This window comes from Enterocloster clostridioformis (assembly GCF_020297485.1).
GTDB classification, from domain to species: Bacteria; Bacillota; Clostridia; order Lachnospirales; family Lachnospiraceae; genus Enterocloster; species Enterocloster clostridioformis.
In genome coordinates this window covers 2,901,801-2,917,518 of the sequence record NZ_JAIWZC010000001.1, presented here as the reverse complement: position 1 = coordinate 2,917,518, position 15,718 = coordinate 2,901,801, and the positions used below count along the sequence as shown (strand labels likewise).

Below are 15,718 nucleotides of genomic sequence, written 5' to 3'. Positions count from 1 at the left end.
AGCCACTCCACTAGGCTCGTGGAAGACCTCACCAAGTGGAGGTGACATGTATCGCACGTAAGCGGCCAAAATACGGCCGCTAAGTGCTCATAACGAGCCACTCCACTAGGCTCGTGGAAGACCTCACCAAGTGGAGATGACATGTATCGCACGTAAGCGGCCAAAATACGGCCGCTAAGTGCTCATAACGAGGAGGACTGGGTTTATGAAGATTATCATGTTAGGCGCACCTGGTGCCGGCAAGGGCACTCAGGCAAAAAAGATTGCAGCAAAATATCAGATTCCCCATATCTCTACCGGGGACATTTTCCGGGCCAACATAAAAAACGGCACGGAGCTGGGGATGAAAGCTAAGTCTTATATGGATGCAGGCGGCCTTGTGCCGGATGAAATTACCATCGGCATGCTGTTAGACCGCATCCATGAGGAGGACTGCAAAAACGGATACGTACTGGACGGATTTCCAAGGACTATCCCACAGGCTGAGAGCCTTACAAAGGCCCTGGGCGACATGGGCGAGGCCATTGACTATGCAGTCAACGTGGATGTTCCTGATGAGAACATCATAAACCGTATGTCCGGACGCCGCGCGTGCCTTTCCTGCGGGGCAACATATCACATCGTATACAATCCTCCTAAAATGGAAGGAATCTGTGATGTATGCGGCCAGCATCTGGTACTTAGAGATGACGATAAACCGGAAACTGTTAAGAAGCGTCTTGATGTCTATCATGACCAGACCCAGCCTCTCATAGAGTATTATAAAAAGGCAGGCGTTTTAGCCGAGGTAGATGGCACATTGGATATGGAAGAAGTATTCCAGGCCATCGTCAGGATTTTAGGAGCATAGAGAATGGTAACGATTAAATCAGAACGGGAAATTGAATTAATGCGGGAAGCAGGGCGCATTCTTGCCAAGATTCATGAGGAGCTTGGCAAGACCCTGGCACCGGGTATGTCTACCAAAGAAATCGACCGGATGTGTGAAGATATGATAAGAAGTCATGGATGTGTGCCATCTTTTCTGAATTATCAGGGTTTTCCGGCATCTGTGTGTATATCCATTAACGATGAGGTGGTTCACGGCATTCCGGATAAGCACCGCTATCTGGAAGAAGGAGATATCGTCAGCCTGGATACAGGCGTTATATGGAAGGGATATCAGTCCGATGCAGCCAGAACCCATATGATTGGAGAAGTGAGCGGGGAGGCCAGGAAACTGGTAGAGGTGACGCAGCAGAGCTTTTTTGAAGGTATAAAGTACGCGAAAGCTGGCAATCATCTCAATGACATTTCCAAAGCCATTCAGGAATATGCAGAAAGCTTTGGCTTCGGAGTGGTCCGGGACCTGGTAGGTCACGGAATCGGTACGGAGATGCATGAAGCACCCGAGATTCCTAATTTCGCCCAGCGCCGTAAAGGCATCAGGCTGGCAGCCGGAATGACACTCGCAATTGAACCTATGATTACTGCAGGGCGCTATGATGTAGTATGGGAGGATGACGGCTGGACCGTTGTGACAGAGGACGGCTCTCTGGCATCCCATTATGAGAACACCATCCTGATTACGGATGGCGAACCTGAGATTTTATCGCTGTAGTTTGAGGTGGCCCTATGGTAGAGTTTAAGGAAGCCGGCCTGGTAAAGAGCTTAGCAGGTCACGACAAAAATGAACTGTATATCATAATCAGTGTCCAAGGGGAATATGTTTATCTGTCAGACGGCGGGAAACACCCTTTAAGTAAACAGAAACGCAAGAACAGGAAACACTTGCAGCTCATGGATGAGCACGATGAAACCTTAAGGAAGAAGCTTACAGAAGGCGCGGCGGTGAGGGATGAGGACATAACAGGCTTCATCCGCAGCCGCAGGCAGTAGGAGGTAAAATAGAATGTCAAAAGCAGACGTAATTGAAATTGAGGGAACCGTAATTGAGAAATTACCCAACGCCATGTTCCAGGTTGAACTGGAGAACGGCCATCAGGTACTGGCACATATCAGCGGAAAGCTTCGTATGAATTATATCCGCATCCTGCCGGGAGATAAAGTAACCATTGAGCTGTCGCCATATGATTTATCCAAGGGAAGAATCATTTGGAGAGATAAATAAGGTAAGCCGGCTGTTTGGTGACAGAAGTAAGACAGAGTTCAGTTTTCTGCGGGCACAGTGATATCATACACCGCCTGTCCCGGAAAATAACATAAAACACAATAGATAAAAAAGTGCTTGCATTAATGGTAAATGTTTGATATAATGCTTTAGCAACTTTGTTGGTCTATAGAAAGGAGAATTACTGTGAAGGTTAGATCATCCGTAAAGCCGATCTGCGAAAAATGCAAGATCATAAAGAGAAAAGGCAGTATCAGAGTAATTTGTGAAAATCCAAAGCATAAACAGAGACAAGGTTAATTAAAATTAGGAGGTGTACTACACACATGGCTCGTATTTCAGGTGTTGACTTACCAAGAGAAAAACGTGTTGAGATCGGTCTTACTTACATCTACGGTATCGGTAGAGCAAGCTCCAACCGCATCTTAACGGCAGCTGGCGTTAACCCAGACACTCGTGTTAAGGATTTAACCGATGATGAGGTAAAAAAGCTGGCTAACATCATTGCTGAGACTCAGACTGTTGAAGGTGATCTTCGTAGAGAGATTGCTATGAACATCAAGAGACTTCAGGAAATTGGATGCTACAGAGGAATTCGTCATAGAAAGAGCCTGCCGGTTCGTGGCCAGAAGACAAAGACCAATGCCAGAACTTGCAAGGGTCCGAGGAAGACAGTAGCAAACAAGAAAAAGTAAGCACTTAATGAGGTAATTCACGAATTTAGTGTGAACTTTGTTCTTCGATCAGCGGAAGAAGAACATCATTAGCAACATTGTAACCGAATTCGATTTACATGTTTTAAAAGCAGGAAGAGCGAATTCAAGAAAATGAGAAAGTAGGTTAGTTTAAAATGGCTAAAAAAGTGTCCACTACAGCTAAAAAAGTGACAAAAAAGCGTGTAAAGAAAAACGTTGAACGCGGACAGGCACATATCCAGTCATCTTTTAATAACACAATTGTTACATTAACTGATGCGCAGGGTAACGCTCTTTCATGGGCTAGTGCCGGTGGTCTTGGATTTAGAGGTTCAAGAAAATCTACTCCATATGCAGCCCAGATGGCGGCAGAAACTGCTACTAAGGCAGCTCTCGTACATGGCTTAAAATCCGTAGACGTTATGGTAAAGGGTCCTGGTTCAGGACGTGAAGCAGCAATCCGTGCCCTTCAGGCATGTGGATTGGAAGTAACCAGCATTAAGGACGTGACACCGGTTCCACATAACGGATGCCGTCCGCCAAAACGTAGAAGAGTCTGATTGATTTTAATTAGGAGGTAATTAAAGTGGCAGTAGATAGAGTTCCTGTTCTTAAAAGATGTAGATCCCTTGGTCTGGATCCGATCTATTTAGGAATTGATAAAAAGTCCAACAGAGAATCCAAGAGAACAAACAAAAAGTTAAGTGAATACGGCATGCAGTTAAGAGAAAAGCAGAAAGCTAAATTCATTTACGGCGTATTAGAGAAGCCTTTCCGTAATTACTATGCTAAGGCATCCAAGATGAACGGTATGGTAGGTACTAACCTGATGATCCTGTTAGAGTGCAGACTGGACAACGTGCTGTTCCGCATGGGTCTGGGCCGTACACGTAAGGAAGCAAGACAGATTGTTGACCATAAGCACATTCTGGTTAACGGCAAGCCAGTGAATATTCCATCCTACCGCGTTAAGGCTGGTGATGTCATTGAAGTGAAGGAGAAATACAAATCCGCACAGAGATACAAAGACATCCTGGAAGTGACCGGCGGACGTATGGTTCCGGCCTGGCTGGATGTAGACCAGGAGAACCTGCGCGGTACCGTTAAGGAAATGCCGACCAGGGATGAGATTGATGTTCCGGTAAACGAAATGCTTATCGTCGAGTTGTACTCCAAGTAATCCTACAATTGATTATAAATTGTACAAGGTATGCCTGTCCTTTATGGGGCAGGCGTACTTTGCAGGATGAAAAACCCGAACTTACGCCTTGGGCTGTGTTTGGGCAGTGCACTGCTTTGCAGTGCTTTATTTCCCTCGAGATTTGATAGAAACCCAAAAAGGAGGGGCTATTAGTGTTCGATTTTGAAAAACCAAACATTGAAATCGCAGAGATTTCAGAAGACAAGAGATACGGCAAGTTTGTAGTTGAACCACTTGAGAGAGGTTACGGCACTACGCTGGGCAATTCCTTAAGAAGAATCATGCTTTCTTCTTTACCCGGAGCCGCAGTGAGTCAGGTAAAAATCGATGGCGTTTTGCATGAGTTCAGTTCCATTCCTGGAGTTAAGGAAGATGTGACTGAAATTATTATGAACATCAAAAGCTTAGCGATTAAGAACAACAGCGATACCGATGAGCCCAAGGTTGCATACATTGAATTTGAAGGCGAAGGTGTAATTACTGCAGCTGACATCCAGGCGGATGCTGATATCGAGATCATGAATCCGGATCAGATTATCGCCACCTTAAGCGGCGGTACGGACAGCAAGTTCTATATGGAACTTACCATCACCAAGGGCCGCGGCTATATCAGCGCCGATAAGAATAAGAACGACGATTTACCAATCGGGGTCATAGCGGTTGATTCCATCTACACTCCTGTGGAGCGCGTGAACATGGCGGTAGCCAATACACGTGTGGGACAGCAGACGGACTACGATAAGCTTACACTTGAGATTTACACCAACGGCACCCTGGCTCCCGACGAGGCTGTCAGCCTGGCCGCTAAGGTATTAAGCGAGCACCTGAACCTGTTCATTGACCTTTCCGAGAATGCCAAGACCGCTGAGATCATGGTAGAGAAGGAAGACAATGAGAAAGAGAAAGTGCTTGAGATGAATATCGACGAACTGGAGCTTTCCGTTCGTTCCTACAACTGTCTGAAGAGAGCCGGCATCAACACAGTGGAAGAACTGTGCAACAGGACCTCTGAGGACATGATGAAGGTTCGTAACTTAGGCCGCAAGTCCCTAGAGGAAGTACTGGCCAAGTTAAAGGAATTAGGCTTACAGCTGAATCCAAGCGACGACAACTAAGCGACCGAACGCAGCGAAGCGGAGTTTGCGTTTCCCGCACAGACCGAACGCAGTGAGGGAGCTTTACTCCCGGTCAGTAAGTCCAAAGAAGCATGACTGAGAGAGCCAAATAGAATAAGTGGGCAAAAACGCCAACGCCAGTAAGTCCAAAGAAGCATGGTGAAGGTGTTCCGCAATAATGGAGGAAAATACAATGGCAGGATATAGAAAATTAGGAAGAACTTCCGATCAGAGAAAAGCTTTAATCAGAAGCCAGGTAACAGCACTGTTATATCATGGACACATCAGGACAACTGAAACCCGCGCAAAGGAAATCCGCAAGGTTGCAGAAGGTCTGATTGCCATGGCAGTTAAGGAGAAGGATAACTTCGAGACTGTAAAGGTTACCGCTAAGGTTGCCCGCAAGGACAAAGACGGCAAGAGAGTTAAGGAAGTTGTAGACGGCAAGAAAGTTACCGTATACGATGAAGTAGAGAAGGAAATCAAGAAAGATATGCCTTCCAGACTGCATGCCAGAAGACAGATGTTAAAGGTTCTCTACGGAGTGACTGAAGTTCCGGCTGCAGCAGCAGGAAAGAAGAAGAATACCAAGTCTATTGACCTGGTAGCAAAGATTTTTGACGACGTTGCTCCAAAGTACGTAGGCCGTAATGGTGGTTACACCAGAATCGTTAAGATTGGCCAGCGTAAGGGCGATGGCGCTATGGAAGTTCTGATTGAGTTAGTATAATTATATTTGAATCATTAAGAAGGCTGCAGATATGGTAAACGTGTCTGCAGTTTTTTGTTGTTCCTGAAATAATCGTGAAAATATCGCAAGAATATCGTAAGTTGACGCAAAACTGTCCCCTGGTCTATAATAGAACCAGGAAAAGAAGATACAAGGAAAGTGAAGCAAGGGGGAATCCTTGGAGGAGGTTGAATTTCATGAGAAGCATGAAGCGATTGTTATGTCTGGCCTTGGCCACCGGTACGCTGGTTACAGCGATGCCCATTCAGTCCCTGGCAGCATCTGATTATAAGTATATCACGAACATCTCTTTGAAGGTGGATATAGACCTGGATTCAGGGGATGAAATCAATGATGGTGACAGTCTGGGAACGGATTCCAGCGACAGCGGGAACAAGGTATACACTTCATCGAACAAATACAGGGTACAGTCGGCAGAGTGGTCCAATGATAAGGAAGTGACCATTGGCGACACGCCAAAGATAACCGTATGGCTGGAGCCGGAGAGTTCCGGCAACAGCAATTATGATTACCGTTTCCGCAGCAGCTACAGTTCAGGCAGCGTCAGTGTCAGCGGCGGAACCTTTGTGTCTGCTTCCAAAAGCGGAAGTGACCTTAAGGTGGTAATCAGGGCAAACGGAATCAAGGGAACCTACGACCCGCCGGAAGACGCGGAATGGGGCAGCACCCGGGGCAGAGCCAGGTGGGAGAAACCGGAAAACGGCGGTTCCGGATATTATGACGTGTATTTATACCGGGGTTCATCCGTTGTCAAAAAGCTGGAGGAGTACAAGGGGACATCCTACAATTTTTATCCCTATATGACCAAGGAAGGCGATTATTCCTTTAAGGTAAGAACCGTTCCTCACACAGAGGAGGAAAAGAAGCGCGGCAAAAAGAGCGAATGGACAGAAGCAGGAGACTTATATATCGCTGAGGACGAGGTTTCTGACGGCAGTGGACAGGAGAACGGAAACGGCAGCACTCCCGGCGGAGGAAACACGGACGTTGGATGGCGCAAGGAAGGCGACACATGGTATTTCAAATATCCTGACGGCAACTACCAGAAAAACGGCTGGCTGAGATGGAATGATAAATGGTATCTGTTCGACGAGACCGGCAAGATGATAACAGGCTGGAAACAGACCAACAGCGGATGGTACTACCTGGGTGAAAACGGAGACATGAAGACGGGCTGGGTAAAGTCTAATAACATATGGTATTATATGAATCCCAACCAGGACGGACCGGAAGGCGCCATGGTCAAGAACAGCTGGCTTACCATTGACGGAAAGACGTACTTTATGAATGAAAGCGGCGCCATGGTAGAGGGATGGTACAAGGTCCAGGATAATTGGTACTACTTCTATCCGGGACAGGGACAGAAGGCCGTTAGCACGTCCATCAGCGGTTTCAAGTTGGACGCCAATGGAGTATGGCAGCATTAGGGTAAAGAGGTTTGTGAGTGATTTGTGGGAAAAAGAGGTATGACGGCATTTTTCATAGATAAAGAAAGGATAGTTGAAAGGAGACGCTATGAAAAAAAGCAGATTTTGTTTTACAACTGCTGCCGTTTGTTTGATGGTATTTGGCCTGAGCATGAGTGCTCAGGCTAAAACCACATATAGGCTGGAGATTACCAACCAGTATGACACGGGCGGCACCAGCAGGGACGACAATGACAAGGAAAGGGAACATCCCCTGGAGCCGGACGTGGAAGTGTCTGAGAATTCCTCTGATGCGGTGGAGCTGGCATCCGATGTGGAGTGGTCTAAGGACTCCCTCAATTGGAGCCCGGGCAATGAAGTGACCGGAACCCTGTATCTGGGCTGTTCCGGAACCCTGGGCAGGGACAGTCTGGAGCTTTATGTGACAAATGGAAGGAATGAGGCAAAGGTGTCCTCTGTTAAAAAGTATACGGGAGAGGACTATGAATCAGATCTGGGAAATGTATATCAGGTGAAATTTAAGTACCAGGCAGCGGCACAGCTGGGAGAGACTGCCTGGGCCGGCTGGGACAGTGCAAACCCCAGTCTTGCCAGGTGGAATCCTGTTAAGTACGCCACCACCTACCGGGTCGTTCTCTATAATGATCAGGGGTCTGTGGTGAGCCAGCTTGTGGAGGGCAGTACCGAGTACGATTTTTCACCGTTTATGACAAAGGAGGGGATTCAGTATTATTTTGAGGTCCAGGCCATTGCGGGAAACGGAAACCAGCAGGATTATCTTGAGGATGGCCAACCTGTAAGTTCCCTGGCCTCCGGGGCTAATACACCAGGCATTACTGACGGAACCTGGGGAGATTATCAGGAGGGCAGGCGTTTTACCTATCAGGATGGGACTGCAGCCGCAGACCGGTGGGAGCGTATCATGGGGAAATGGTACTATTTTAACCCGGAAGGCTATGCTGTTACAGGATGGAACCAGATTCAGGATACATGGTATTACATGTATGAGGATGGCGCCATGGCAGCAGGAGTCACCACACCGGACGGCTTTCAGGTAGACGGCAGCGGAGCCTGGATTCATTGACGCAGAGGCACAGTTTATGGTTTGCAGTGAAAGGGAGAGTGTGATATGGGGAGACTGAAACAGCAGGCAGTCATTTGGATGTCAGGGGCGCTGTTGATGTTTATGTGCGGGACGGCCATGGCATCCACAAGGACAGAGATAGACAGTATATCCCTGGATGTAGAGTCGAATATTGAGGCGGGTGACAGTTCCGGCGATGTGGATGTGACCTGTGATTCAGGCGACTACTATGTGGACGATATAGAGATAACCAATGAGCCTAAAAATGGATGGGACGATGGCGATAAACCAAAGCTGAAGGTCACGGTGGAGGCAGAGGATGACTATTACTTTTCTTCCGGTCTGTCTAAAAATGATGTGGACTTAAAAGGGGCGGACGGCAAAGTTACATCTGTTACCAGAAAGAGCAGCACCTTGATTGTATACATTACTCTGGATTCTCTGGACGGCAGTGACAGCGGATATGATTTAGATGTCTACGGACTGGAATGGGATGAATCCGACGGCATGGCCTCATGGGAGGACAGCGGGGATGCAAGGAAATACGAGGTAAGGCTTTACCGTAACGATAATTCAGTGACCTCTGTACTTACAACCTCGGACACCAGTTATGATTTTTCCGGTTATATAACAAAAAGCGGTGACTATATGTTTAAAGTCAGGGCTGTGTACAACTCCTCTGACAAGGGAAGCTGGGAGGAATCTGACTCATGGTATGTCTCATCTGAGGAAGCGGATGAAATCAGCGATGGCAGAAGGACATACGGCTTCTCATCATCCGATTACAAAGGCGCATGGCTGAGGGATGCGGTGGGCTGGTGGTATTGCAATGCGGATAAGAGCTATACGGTGAATAACTGGCAATATATTGATGACAGGTGGTATTTCTTCAATGCCGCGGGCTACATGGTGACGGGCTGGATTGACTGGAACGGCAGATGGTATTACTGCGGAGACGACGGAGCCATGTATTATGACACCACCACACCGGACGGGTATTATGTGGGGGATGACGGAGCCTGGGTGCAGTGACCCACAGCTGGCCGGATATGGAAAGGCGGCAGATAAGGTATAAAATACGCTGTATACATTTTGCCACAGAGAAAATCCCCGGGGAGCTTAAAAACTCTCAGGGGATATTTTTCTGCCATATGGATATCCTCCTCTCCGGGCCTGGTCTTGCGGCTGGCACTGTTTTTTGCCGCAGCCATGGCCCTGTAATGGGATTATTGCGCCGCTGCTCTTGACTTCTATAGTAATATCAACTAAAATTGAGAAACGTAGCAGAACAAAGGTTTTGAAAGGACGCATATGGGAATCGTTAAAACGGCAAAACTGGTATATGAGTATATCAGGCGCGATGAGGAAGAAAACATAGAAGAAGTGAAACGGGCCATTGACGGGGTGGATGTGGATATAAAAAAGGGTGATTTTGTGGCTGTGCTGGGCCATAATGGTTCCGGCAAGTCTACCCTGGCCAAACATGTCAACGGTCTCCTGCTGCCCACGGAGGGAACCGTATGGGTGGGAGATATGGATACCAGGGATGAGGAACATATCTGGGATGTGCGCAAGACCGCCGGCATGGTGTTCCAGAATCCGGATAACCAGATCATTGGCAATATCGTGGAGGAGGATGTGGGCTTTGGACCGGAGAATATAGGCGTGCCCACAGAAGAGATATGGAAGCGTGTGGAGGCGAGCCTGAAAGCAGTTGGAATGACCGCCTACCGGCTCCAGTCCCCCAATAAGCTTTCCGGAGGCCAGAAGCAGAGGGTGGCCATAGCAGGCGTCATGGCCATGAAGCCGGAGTGTATTATTTTGGACGAGCCCACTGCCATGCTGGACCCTAACGGCCGCAGGGAGGTCATACGGACCATACATGAGTTAAACCGGACAGAAGGCATCACGGTCCTGCTGATTACCCATTATATGGAGGAGGCCATTGAAGCTGACAGAATCATCGTCATGGACGACGGCAGGATTGCCATGGACGGACAGCCAAGGGAGATATTCTCCAGGGTCAAAGAGCTGAAGAGCCATGGACTGGACGTGCCTCAGGTGACAGAGCTGGCCTGGGAGCTTAAGGAGGCAGGGATACCCCTTGCAGATGGAATCCTTAGCAGGGAAGAGCTGGTGGAACAGCTGGTACCCCTTCTGAGATAGGGAGAAGGAGATAGAGGATGTCAATAAAAGCAGTTGATTTGAATTATGTATATGGGGGCGGCACGGCCTTTGAACAGCATGCCCTGTTTGACGTGAATCTGGAGATTGAGGACGGGGAATTCGTAGGGCTGATCGGACATACAGGATCGGGGAAATCCACCCTGATACAGCATTTAAACGGGCTGATAAAAGCCAGCGCAGGCGAACTCTACTACAATGGGGAGAATATCTACAGCCAGGGCTATGACATGAAGCAGCTGAGGAGCAAGGTGGGCCTGGTGTTCCAGTATCCGGAGCACCAGCTCTTTGAAGTGGATGTGCTGACAGACGTATGCTTTGGACCTAAGAATCAGGGACTGAGCAGTGAGGAGGCTGAAGCCAGGGCAAAAAAAGCCCTGGAGCAGGTGGGCCTGGACCCTTTCTATTACAAGCAGTCTCCCTTCGAGCTGTCCGGCGGCCAGAAACGGCGGGTGGCTATTGCCGGCGTGCTGGCCATGGAACCGGAGGTCCTTATACTTGACGAGCCAACGGCTGGTCTGGACCCCAGGGGAAGAGATGAGATTCTGGACCAGATTGACAGGCTTCACCGGGAGCGCCATATGACCATCATACTGGTTTCCCACAGCATGGAGGATGTAGCCAGGTATGCGGACCGGCTTATTGTGATGAACCATGGGCAGAAGGTGTTTGACGGTGCGCCCAAGGAGGTATTCCGCCATTACAGGGAACTGGAAACCATGGGACTGGCGGCGCCCCAGATAACCTATCTGGTCCATGATCTGAAGGCAAAAGGCATTGATATTGATAATGATATTACCACAGTGCCAGAGGCCAGGGAGGCGATTCTGGCGCTGAGGAACAAACTGACAGAAAGCAGCAGGGATAAAAATGTTTAGAGAGATTACGTTGGGCCAGTACTATCCGGTGGACTCGGCAGTTCATAGACTGGACCCCAGGACAAAGCTTTTTGGAACTATGGTATTCATAGCCTCCTTGTTTGTTGCAGACAATATATGGGGGTATGTCATTGCCACGGTGGTGCTGGCGGCTGTGATTAAGCTGACCAAGGTGCCGGTGCGTTTCATACTCAGGGGCCTGAAGGCTATCATGATTCTGCTGTTAATCAGTGTCAGCTTTAACCTGTTCCTTACAGACGGGCGCATACTGGTAAAGTTCTGGATTTTCAAGATAACCTTTGAGGGCGTGCGCATGGCCTTTTTTATGGGTCTGAGGCTTATTTATCTGGTCATCGGTTCATCCGTCATGACGCTGACCACCACGCCGAACCAGCTGACAGACGGTCTGGAGAAGGGCCTTGGCTTTCTGAAGCGGTTCAGGGTGCCGATCCACGAGGTTGCCATGATGATGTCCATTGCCCTGAGATTTATTCCCATTCTGGTGGAGGAAACCGATAAAATCATGAAGGCCCAGATGGCCAGGGGAGCTGACTTTGAGACAGGCAATCTGATACAGAAGGCAAAGGCCATGGTGCCTCTCCTGGTGCCCCTGTTTATCTCCGCTTTCCGCAGGGCCACAGACCTGGCCATGGCCATGGAAGCCCGCTGTTACCGCGGCGGCGATGGCCGCACAAAGATGAAACCCCTTCAGTACCGCCAGGCGGACCATGATGCCTATATGATATATACTCTGTATTTTGTGGTCATAATAGCGTCTAGGGTTTATCTCTAAAATGAGTATTGCTCTGCATAAACAGGAAGGTAGGACCAATGAAACGAATACGGCTTGTGGTTGCCTATGACGGCACACAATATCACGGCTGGCAGATACAGCCGGGGGCAGTGACCATAGAAGCTGTTCTCAATGAAGCCCTTACCCAGCTTATGAGGGAGCCCATCCAGGTCATAGGCGCCAGCAGAACAGATTCAGGCGTCCATGCAAGGGGAAATGTGGCTGTCTTTGACACAGAAAGCCAGATGCCGCCGGATAAGATTGGCATGGCCCTGAACCAGAGACTTCCGGAGGACATTCGGGTTCAGGTATCTGAGGAGGTGCCCTCTGACTGGCATCCCAGGAAATGTACCTGCATCAAGACATATGAATACAGGATTTTAAATCGGAGAATCAACATGCCTATGGAGCGTCTGTACTCCCATTTCTGCTATTATAAGCTGGATGTGGACAGGATGCAGGCTGCTGCGAATATGCTGGCAGGGGAACATGATTTTAAAAGTTTCTGCAGCGTCCGCACCCAGGTAACGGATACGGTAAGGACCGTTTATAAGATTGAAGTAACGAGAAATGACGATGACATCATTACCATACGCGTGACCGGAAACGGTTTTCTGTATAACATGGTGCGTATCATTGCCGGGACTCTGATGGCCGTGGGAACCGGCCACATACAGGCAGAGGATATGCCCTCCATTCTGGAGGCAAAGGACCGGCGGGCGGCAGGGCCCACGGCGCCTGCCAGGGGGCTTACCCTGATAGAAATGAAATATGAGCTGTAAATGCCGGATTATCTTCGATTATTCGGCATTTTTCTTTGTAAAGTGGTTGACAGGGAGTGTTTGGTATTATATAATATAAAACTGTGACATTAGCAAAGAATGCTCATCCAAAGCCCCGGAGTGAGCACTTTGATTGATAAATACTTCCCATATTTATCAGGCATATAGCGGGCATCCGTTGGATGTCAGGTGTATAACAAGGTTGAGATTAACAGGAGGTTAACCAATGAAGAGTTTTATGGCTAGTCCAGCGACAATTGAAAGAAAATGGTATGTAGTTGATGCTACAGGATATACATTAGGACGTCTGTCTTCAGAGATAGCAAAGGTTTTAAGAGGAAAGAACAAGCCGATTTTCACACCTCATATGGATTGCGGCGATTATGTAATCGTTGTGAACGCTGAGAAGATTAAAGTAACCGGCAAGAAGTTAGATCAGAAGATTTATTATAATCACTCTGATTACGTAGGCGGCATGAGAGAGACAACCCTGCGTGAATTAATGGCTAAGAAGCCTGAGAAGGTTATCGAGTTAGCAGTTAAGGGTATGCTTCCAAAGGGACCTCTGGGAAGAAGTATGTTTGGCAAGCTTCATGTATATGCAGGCCCAGACCATGAGCAGGCAGCACAGAAACCAGAAGTTTTAACATTTTAATGAGGATTGGAGGAAGAAAGTATCATGGCTAACGCAAAATTTTACGGAACAGGCAGAAGAAAAAAATCCATCGCCAGAGTATATTTAGTACCAGGTACCGGCAACATCACCATCAACAAAAGAGATATCAATGAGTATCTTGGTCTTGAGACTTTAAAGGTTATTGTTCGCCAGCCATTAGTAGCTACTGAGACTACTGATAAATTTGATGTAATGGTTAACGTTCGCGGCGGAGGCACAACAGGACAGGCCGGAGCAATCCGTCACGGCATCTCCAGAGCTCTCCTTCAGGTAGACGCTGATTACAGACCAGCCCTGAAGAAAGCCGGTTTCTTAACAAGAGACCCAAGAATGAAAGAGAGAAAGAAGTACGGTCTCAAAGCAGCCCGTCGTGCTCCTCAGTTCTCCAAGCGTTAATTTTGGAGTCAGCGTCTGGTTTACACCAGTATGTCCCTGCAAAAAGTTTACAGGACCTTTCGGAAAAATTTTTCCGGAAGGTCTTTTTGGCTCTTTGTTTTTTCATATCATTAGAACAGGGATGGCTGAACCTTCCGGCTCAGGCATCCCTATCCGATTGTGGATATGCAATTTACCAATTACCGTACCCCGAATTTGGTACCGCGTCTAAGTGTCCCGTTGCTGTTCCACTCTGTATAAACATATGGACCGCCGTCGGTGGTTCCGTTTTCCGTGAATGTGTGGGTCTCACCATTGAAGGTGCGTTCTCCGGTCTTTAGCTTACAGCTGTTGCTGTCGAAGTAGTAGACATTGCCGTTAATCTTCATGATTCCGCTCTGGAGCTCTCCTGTATCCGCGGCGTAATACCAGGTGCCGTCCCTCTGAATCCATCCAGTACGCATGAGTTGGTCCTCACCAAAGAAGAACCAGTGGTTTTTGTAGTTCACCCAGTTATTGGTACAATAATCTCCGGAACCCCACTGATACTTTGTTCCCTGAGAGGTGTGAACGAATCCTGCGGCAAATGATGTCATGGCACTTCCCGCGGCCAGGGCCATGGAGAGAACTGCGACTGCTAAATATTTCTTTTTCATAAGAAGCATGCCTCCTTGCGATTTATATTAGTGTATTGCTTTTCTGAGTAGATTCTACACCATGGAGCGGCTCCAAGGTCAATACAGTTAATATATTCGTAAGGATACGGAAAAGTTTCGGAAAGGTTCGGGACGCATAGCAGGCCCCCGGCCTCAATTTCCCGGCCTGAATCCGCCGGCTTAAATTCCCCGGCCTAAATCCATCCCCCGTCCAGTCCGATAACCTGTCCGGTAAGGTAAGATTCCTTGTAACCAAGGTGGTAAACCAGATCAGCCACCTCCTCAGCCCGGCCCAGACGGCCGGATGGAATTTCGTCCACCAGGGCGATAAGGTCGTCCTCGTCCATCCACTGGTTCATCTCCGTGTCAATGGCTCCGCAGGCAATGGCGTTGACCTGGATGTTGCTGGGAGCCAGCTCCTTTGCCAGGGCCTTTGTCAGGGCGTTGATGCCGCCCTTGGTGGCTGAGTAGGCTGTCTCACAGGACGCGCCCACAACGCCCCAGACAGATGATATATTGACGATTTTTCCCTGCTTTTGAGAAATCATATAGGGTACTGCCAGCTTACAGCAATTGAAAACAGATGTCAGGTTCGTGCGCAGCATGCGCTCCCAGTCCTCCGTGGACATGTCCTGCAAAAGCCCGATATAGGAGATGCCGGCATTGTTTACAAGGACGTCCACACCTCCGAACATCTTCTTAATCTTAAGGAACAGTTCCTTACAGCATGCCATGTCCCCCATATCTCCTTTGTATGCCAGGCAGGGGACCTGGAAGGATTCGATTTCCTTCTGGGTCCGCATCAGCTGTTCCTCCCTGCGGATACAGCTGATAGCTACATTATAGCCCTTCTTTGCAAACTTAACTGCTACGGCCTTGCCGATGCCCCTGGAGGCTCCGGTGACCAGTACGGTTTTACGCGGCATAAGATACACATCCTTTCTGTTATGGATTATAACATATTTTACCATACCAATGATATAATTGTAAG

At 48.3% G+C, this 15,718-nt stretch carries 21 protein-coding genes; 19 read left to right on the top strand and 2 right to left on the bottom strand.

Annotation, left to right across the window (positions count from 1 at the left end; all coding sequences use genetic code 11):
- Window positions 1–205: 205 nt before the first annotated feature.
- The 19 genes from LA360_RS14755 (at window position 206) to rpsI (ending at window position 14,092) form a co-directional block, all read left to right on the top strand.
- Window positions 206–850, top strand: a complete 645-nt coding sequence (locus LA360_RS14755) for an adenylate kinase (RefSeq protein ID WP_022200415.1) — start codon at window positions 206–208, stop codon at window positions 848–850.
- 3 nt (window positions 851–853) lie between these two features.
- Window positions 854–1,600, top strand: a complete 747-nt coding sequence (map, locus tag LA360_RS14750; protein WP_022200414.1) for a type I methionyl aminopeptidase — start codon at window positions 854–856, stop codon at window positions 1,598–1,600.
- Window positions 1,601–1,614: 14 nt separating this feature from the next.
- Window positions 1,615–1,878 carry a KOW domain-containing RNA-binding protein gene (locus LA360_RS14745; protein WP_002587388.1) on the top strand — a complete coding sequence of 88 codons (264 nt, stop codon included), beginning with the start codon at window positions 1,615–1,617 and terminating at the stop codon, window positions 1,876–1,878.
- A gap of 13 nt (window positions 1,879–1,891) precedes the next feature.
- The gene (infA, locus tag LA360_RS14740) at window positions 1,892–2,110 is read left to right on the top strand and encodes a translation initiation factor IF-1 (protein WP_002566490.1); all 219 of its coding nucleotides are present in this window, start codon (window positions 1,892–1,894) and stop codon (window positions 2,108–2,110) included.
- Window positions 2,111–2,296: 186 nt separating this feature from the next.
- On the top strand, window positions 2,297–2,410 hold the full coding sequence (gene rpmJ / locus LA360_RS14735; RefSeq protein ID WP_003497809.1) for a 50S ribosomal protein L36: 114 nt from the start codon (window positions 2,297–2,299) through the stop codon (window positions 2,408–2,410).
- 26 nt (window positions 2,411–2,436) lie between these two features.
- A complete protein-coding gene (gene rpsM / locus LA360_RS14730; RefSeq protein ID WP_002576420.1) occupies window positions 2,437–2,805 on the top strand; it encodes a 30S ribosomal protein S13 in 369 nt (122 codons plus the stop codon).
- A 155-nt stretch (window positions 2,806–2,960) separates the two neighbouring features.
- Entirely contained in the window at window positions 2,961–3,365 is a 405-nt protein-coding gene (gene rpsK / locus LA360_RS14725) for a 30S ribosomal protein S11 (protein WP_002566488.1), read from the top strand.
- Between the two features lie 26 nt (window positions 3,366–3,391).
- Window positions 3,392–3,985 carry a 30S ribosomal protein S4 gene (gene rpsD, locus LA360_RS14720; protein ID WP_002587389.1) on the top strand — a complete coding sequence of 198 codons (594 nt, stop codon included), beginning with the start codon at window positions 3,392–3,394 and terminating at the stop codon, window positions 3,983–3,985.
- A gap of 173 nt (window positions 3,986–4,158) precedes the next feature.
- On the top strand, window positions 4,159–5,121 hold the full coding sequence (locus LA360_RS14715) for a DNA-directed RNA polymerase subunit alpha (protein ID WP_002566486.1): 963 nt from the start codon (window positions 4,159–4,161) through the stop codon (window positions 5,119–5,121).
- Between the two features lie 193 nt (window positions 5,122–5,314).
- A complete protein-coding gene (locus LA360_RS14710) occupies window positions 5,315–5,851 on the top strand; it encodes a bL17 family ribosomal protein (protein ID WP_022200413.1) in 537 nt (178 codons plus the stop codon).
- Window positions 5,852–6,048: 197 nt separating this feature from the next.
- Complete coding sequence (locus tag LA360_RS14705; protein ID WP_022201697.1) at window positions 6,049–7,299, top strand: hypothetical protein; 1,251 nt, start codon at window positions 6,049–6,051, stop codon at window positions 7,297–7,299.
- A gap of 88 nt (window positions 7,300–7,387) precedes the next feature.
- Window positions 7,388–8,383 (top strand): hypothetical protein, encoded by a 996-nt coding sequence (locus tag LA360_RS14700; RefSeq protein WP_057571757.1) that lies wholly within the window; start codon window positions 7,388–7,390, stop codon window positions 8,381–8,383.
- A gap of 45 nt (window positions 8,384–8,428) precedes the next feature.
- On the top strand, window positions 8,429–9,415 hold the full coding sequence (locus LA360_RS14695; RefSeq protein ID WP_112482121.1) for a PspC-like choline-binding domain-containing protein: 987 nt from the start codon (window positions 8,429–8,431) through the stop codon (window positions 9,413–9,415).
- Window positions 9,416–9,694: 279 nt separating this feature from the next.
- Window positions 9,695–10,549 carry an energy-coupling factor transporter ATPase gene (locus LA360_RS14690; protein ID WP_112482119.1) on the top strand — a complete coding sequence of 285 codons (855 nt, stop codon included), beginning with the start codon at window positions 9,695–9,697 and terminating at the stop codon, window positions 10,547–10,549.
- 17 nt (window positions 10,550–10,566) lie between these two features.
- Entirely contained in the window at window positions 10,567–11,445 is an 879-nt protein-coding gene (locus LA360_RS14685; RefSeq protein ID WP_022201701.1) for an energy-coupling factor transporter ATPase, read from the top strand.
- Window positions 11,438–12,238, top strand: a complete 801-nt coding sequence (locus LA360_RS14680; RefSeq protein ID WP_022201702.1) for an energy-coupling factor transporter transmembrane component T family protein — start codon at window positions 11,438–11,440, stop codon at window positions 12,236–12,238. Before LA360_RS14685 ends, LA360_RS14680 begins: the two co-directional genes overlap by 8 nt.
- Before the next feature lie 38 nt (window positions 12,239–12,276).
- On the top strand, window positions 12,277–13,020 hold the full coding sequence (gene truA / locus LA360_RS14675) for a tRNA pseudouridine(38-40) synthase TruA (protein ID WP_022201703.1): 744 nt from the start codon (window positions 12,277–12,279) through the stop codon (window positions 13,018–13,020).
- A gap of 226 nt (window positions 13,021–13,246) precedes the next feature.
- Window positions 13,247–13,675, top strand: a complete 429-nt coding sequence (gene rplM / locus LA360_RS14670; protein WP_002566477.1) for a 50S ribosomal protein L13 — start codon at window positions 13,247–13,249, stop codon at window positions 13,673–13,675.
- Window positions 13,676–13,699: 24 nt separating this feature from the next.
- Window positions 13,700–14,092 carry a 30S ribosomal protein S9 gene (rpsI, locus tag LA360_RS14665; protein ID WP_002566476.1) on the top strand — a complete coding sequence of 131 codons (393 nt, stop codon included), beginning with the start codon at window positions 13,700–13,702 and terminating at the stop codon, window positions 14,090–14,092.
- Window positions 14,093–14,271: 179 nt separating this feature from the next.
- Here rpsI and LA360_RS14660 read toward each other — a convergent pair whose 3' ends face one another.
- Window positions 14,272–14,727, bottom strand: coding sequence for a hypothetical protein (locus LA360_RS14660; RefSeq protein ID WP_022202105.1), 456 nt, complete (start codon window positions 14,725–14,727; stop codon window positions 14,272–14,274).
- 194 nt (window positions 14,728–14,921) lie between these two features.
- Entirely contained in the window at window positions 14,922–15,653 is a 732-nt protein-coding gene (ymfI, locus tag LA360_RS14655) for an elongation factor P 5-aminopentanone reductase (RefSeq protein ID WP_022202106.1), read from the bottom strand.
- Between the last annotated feature and the right edge of the window lie 65 nt (window positions 15,654–15,718).

Coding starts and splice junctions, on each gene's coding strand:
- LA360_RS14755 (WP_022200415.1), top strand. CDS start 206: ATGAAGATTATCATGTTAGGCGCACCTGGTGCCGGCAAGGGCACTCAG.
- ymfI (WP_022202106.1), bottom strand. CDS start 15,653: ATGCCGCGTAAAACCGTACTGGTCACCGGAGCCTCCAGGGGCATCGGC.
- infA (WP_002566490.1), top strand. CDS start 1,892: ATGTCAAAAGCAGACGTAATTGAAATTGAGGGAACCGTAATTGAGAAA.
- rpsK (WP_002566488.1), top strand. CDS start 2,961: ATGGCTAAAAAAGTGTCCACTACAGCTAAAAAAGTGACAAAAAAGCGT.
- LA360_RS14690 (WP_112482119.1), top strand. CDS start 9,695: ATGGGAATCGTTAAAACGGCAAAACTGGTATATGAGTATATCAGGCGC.
- LA360_RS14680 (WP_022201702.1), top strand. CDS start 11,438: ATGTTTAGAGAGATTACGTTGGGCCAGTACTATCCGGTGGACTCGGCA.
- rplM (WP_002566477.1), top strand. CDS start 13,247: ATGAAGAGTTTTATGGCTAGTCCAGCGACAATTGAAAGAAAATGGTAT.
- LA360_RS14705 (WP_022201697.1), top strand. CDS start 6,049: ATGAGAAGCATGAAGCGATTGTTATGTCTGGCCTTGGCCACCGGTACG.
- map (WP_022200414.1), top strand. CDS start 854: ATGGTAACGATTAAATCAGAACGGGAAATTGAATTAATGCGGGAAGCA.
- LA360_RS14685 (WP_022201701.1), top strand. CDS start 10,567: ATGTCAATAAAAGCAGTTGATTTGAATTATGTATATGGGGGCGGCACG.
- LA360_RS14710 (WP_022200413.1), top strand. CDS start 5,315: ATGGCAGGATATAGAAAATTAGGAAGAACTTCCGATCAGAGAAAAGCT.
- LA360_RS14700 (WP_057571757.1), top strand. CDS start 7,388: ATGAAAAAAAGCAGATTTTGTTTTACAACTGCTGCCGTTTGTTTGATG.
- rpsM (WP_002576420.1), top strand. CDS start 2,437: ATGGCTCGTATTTCAGGTGTTGACTTACCAAGAGAAAAACGTGTTGAG.
- LA360_RS14745 (WP_002587388.1), top strand. CDS start 1,615: ATGGTAGAGTTTAAGGAAGCCGGCCTGGTAAAGAGCTTAGCAGGTCAC.
- rpsI (WP_002566476.1), top strand. CDS start 13,700: ATGGCTAACGCAAAATTTTACGGAACAGGCAGAAGAAAAAAATCCATC.
- LA360_RS14695 (WP_112482121.1), top strand. CDS start 8,429: ATGGGGAGACTGAAACAGCAGGCAGTCATTTGGATGTCAGGGGCGCTG.
- LA360_RS14660 (WP_022202105.1), bottom strand. CDS start 14,727: ATGAAAAAGAAATATTTAGCAGTCGCAGTTCTCTCCATGGCCCTGGCC.
- truA (WP_022201703.1), top strand. CDS start 12,277: ATGAAACGAATACGGCTTGTGGTTGCCTATGACGGCACACAATATCAC.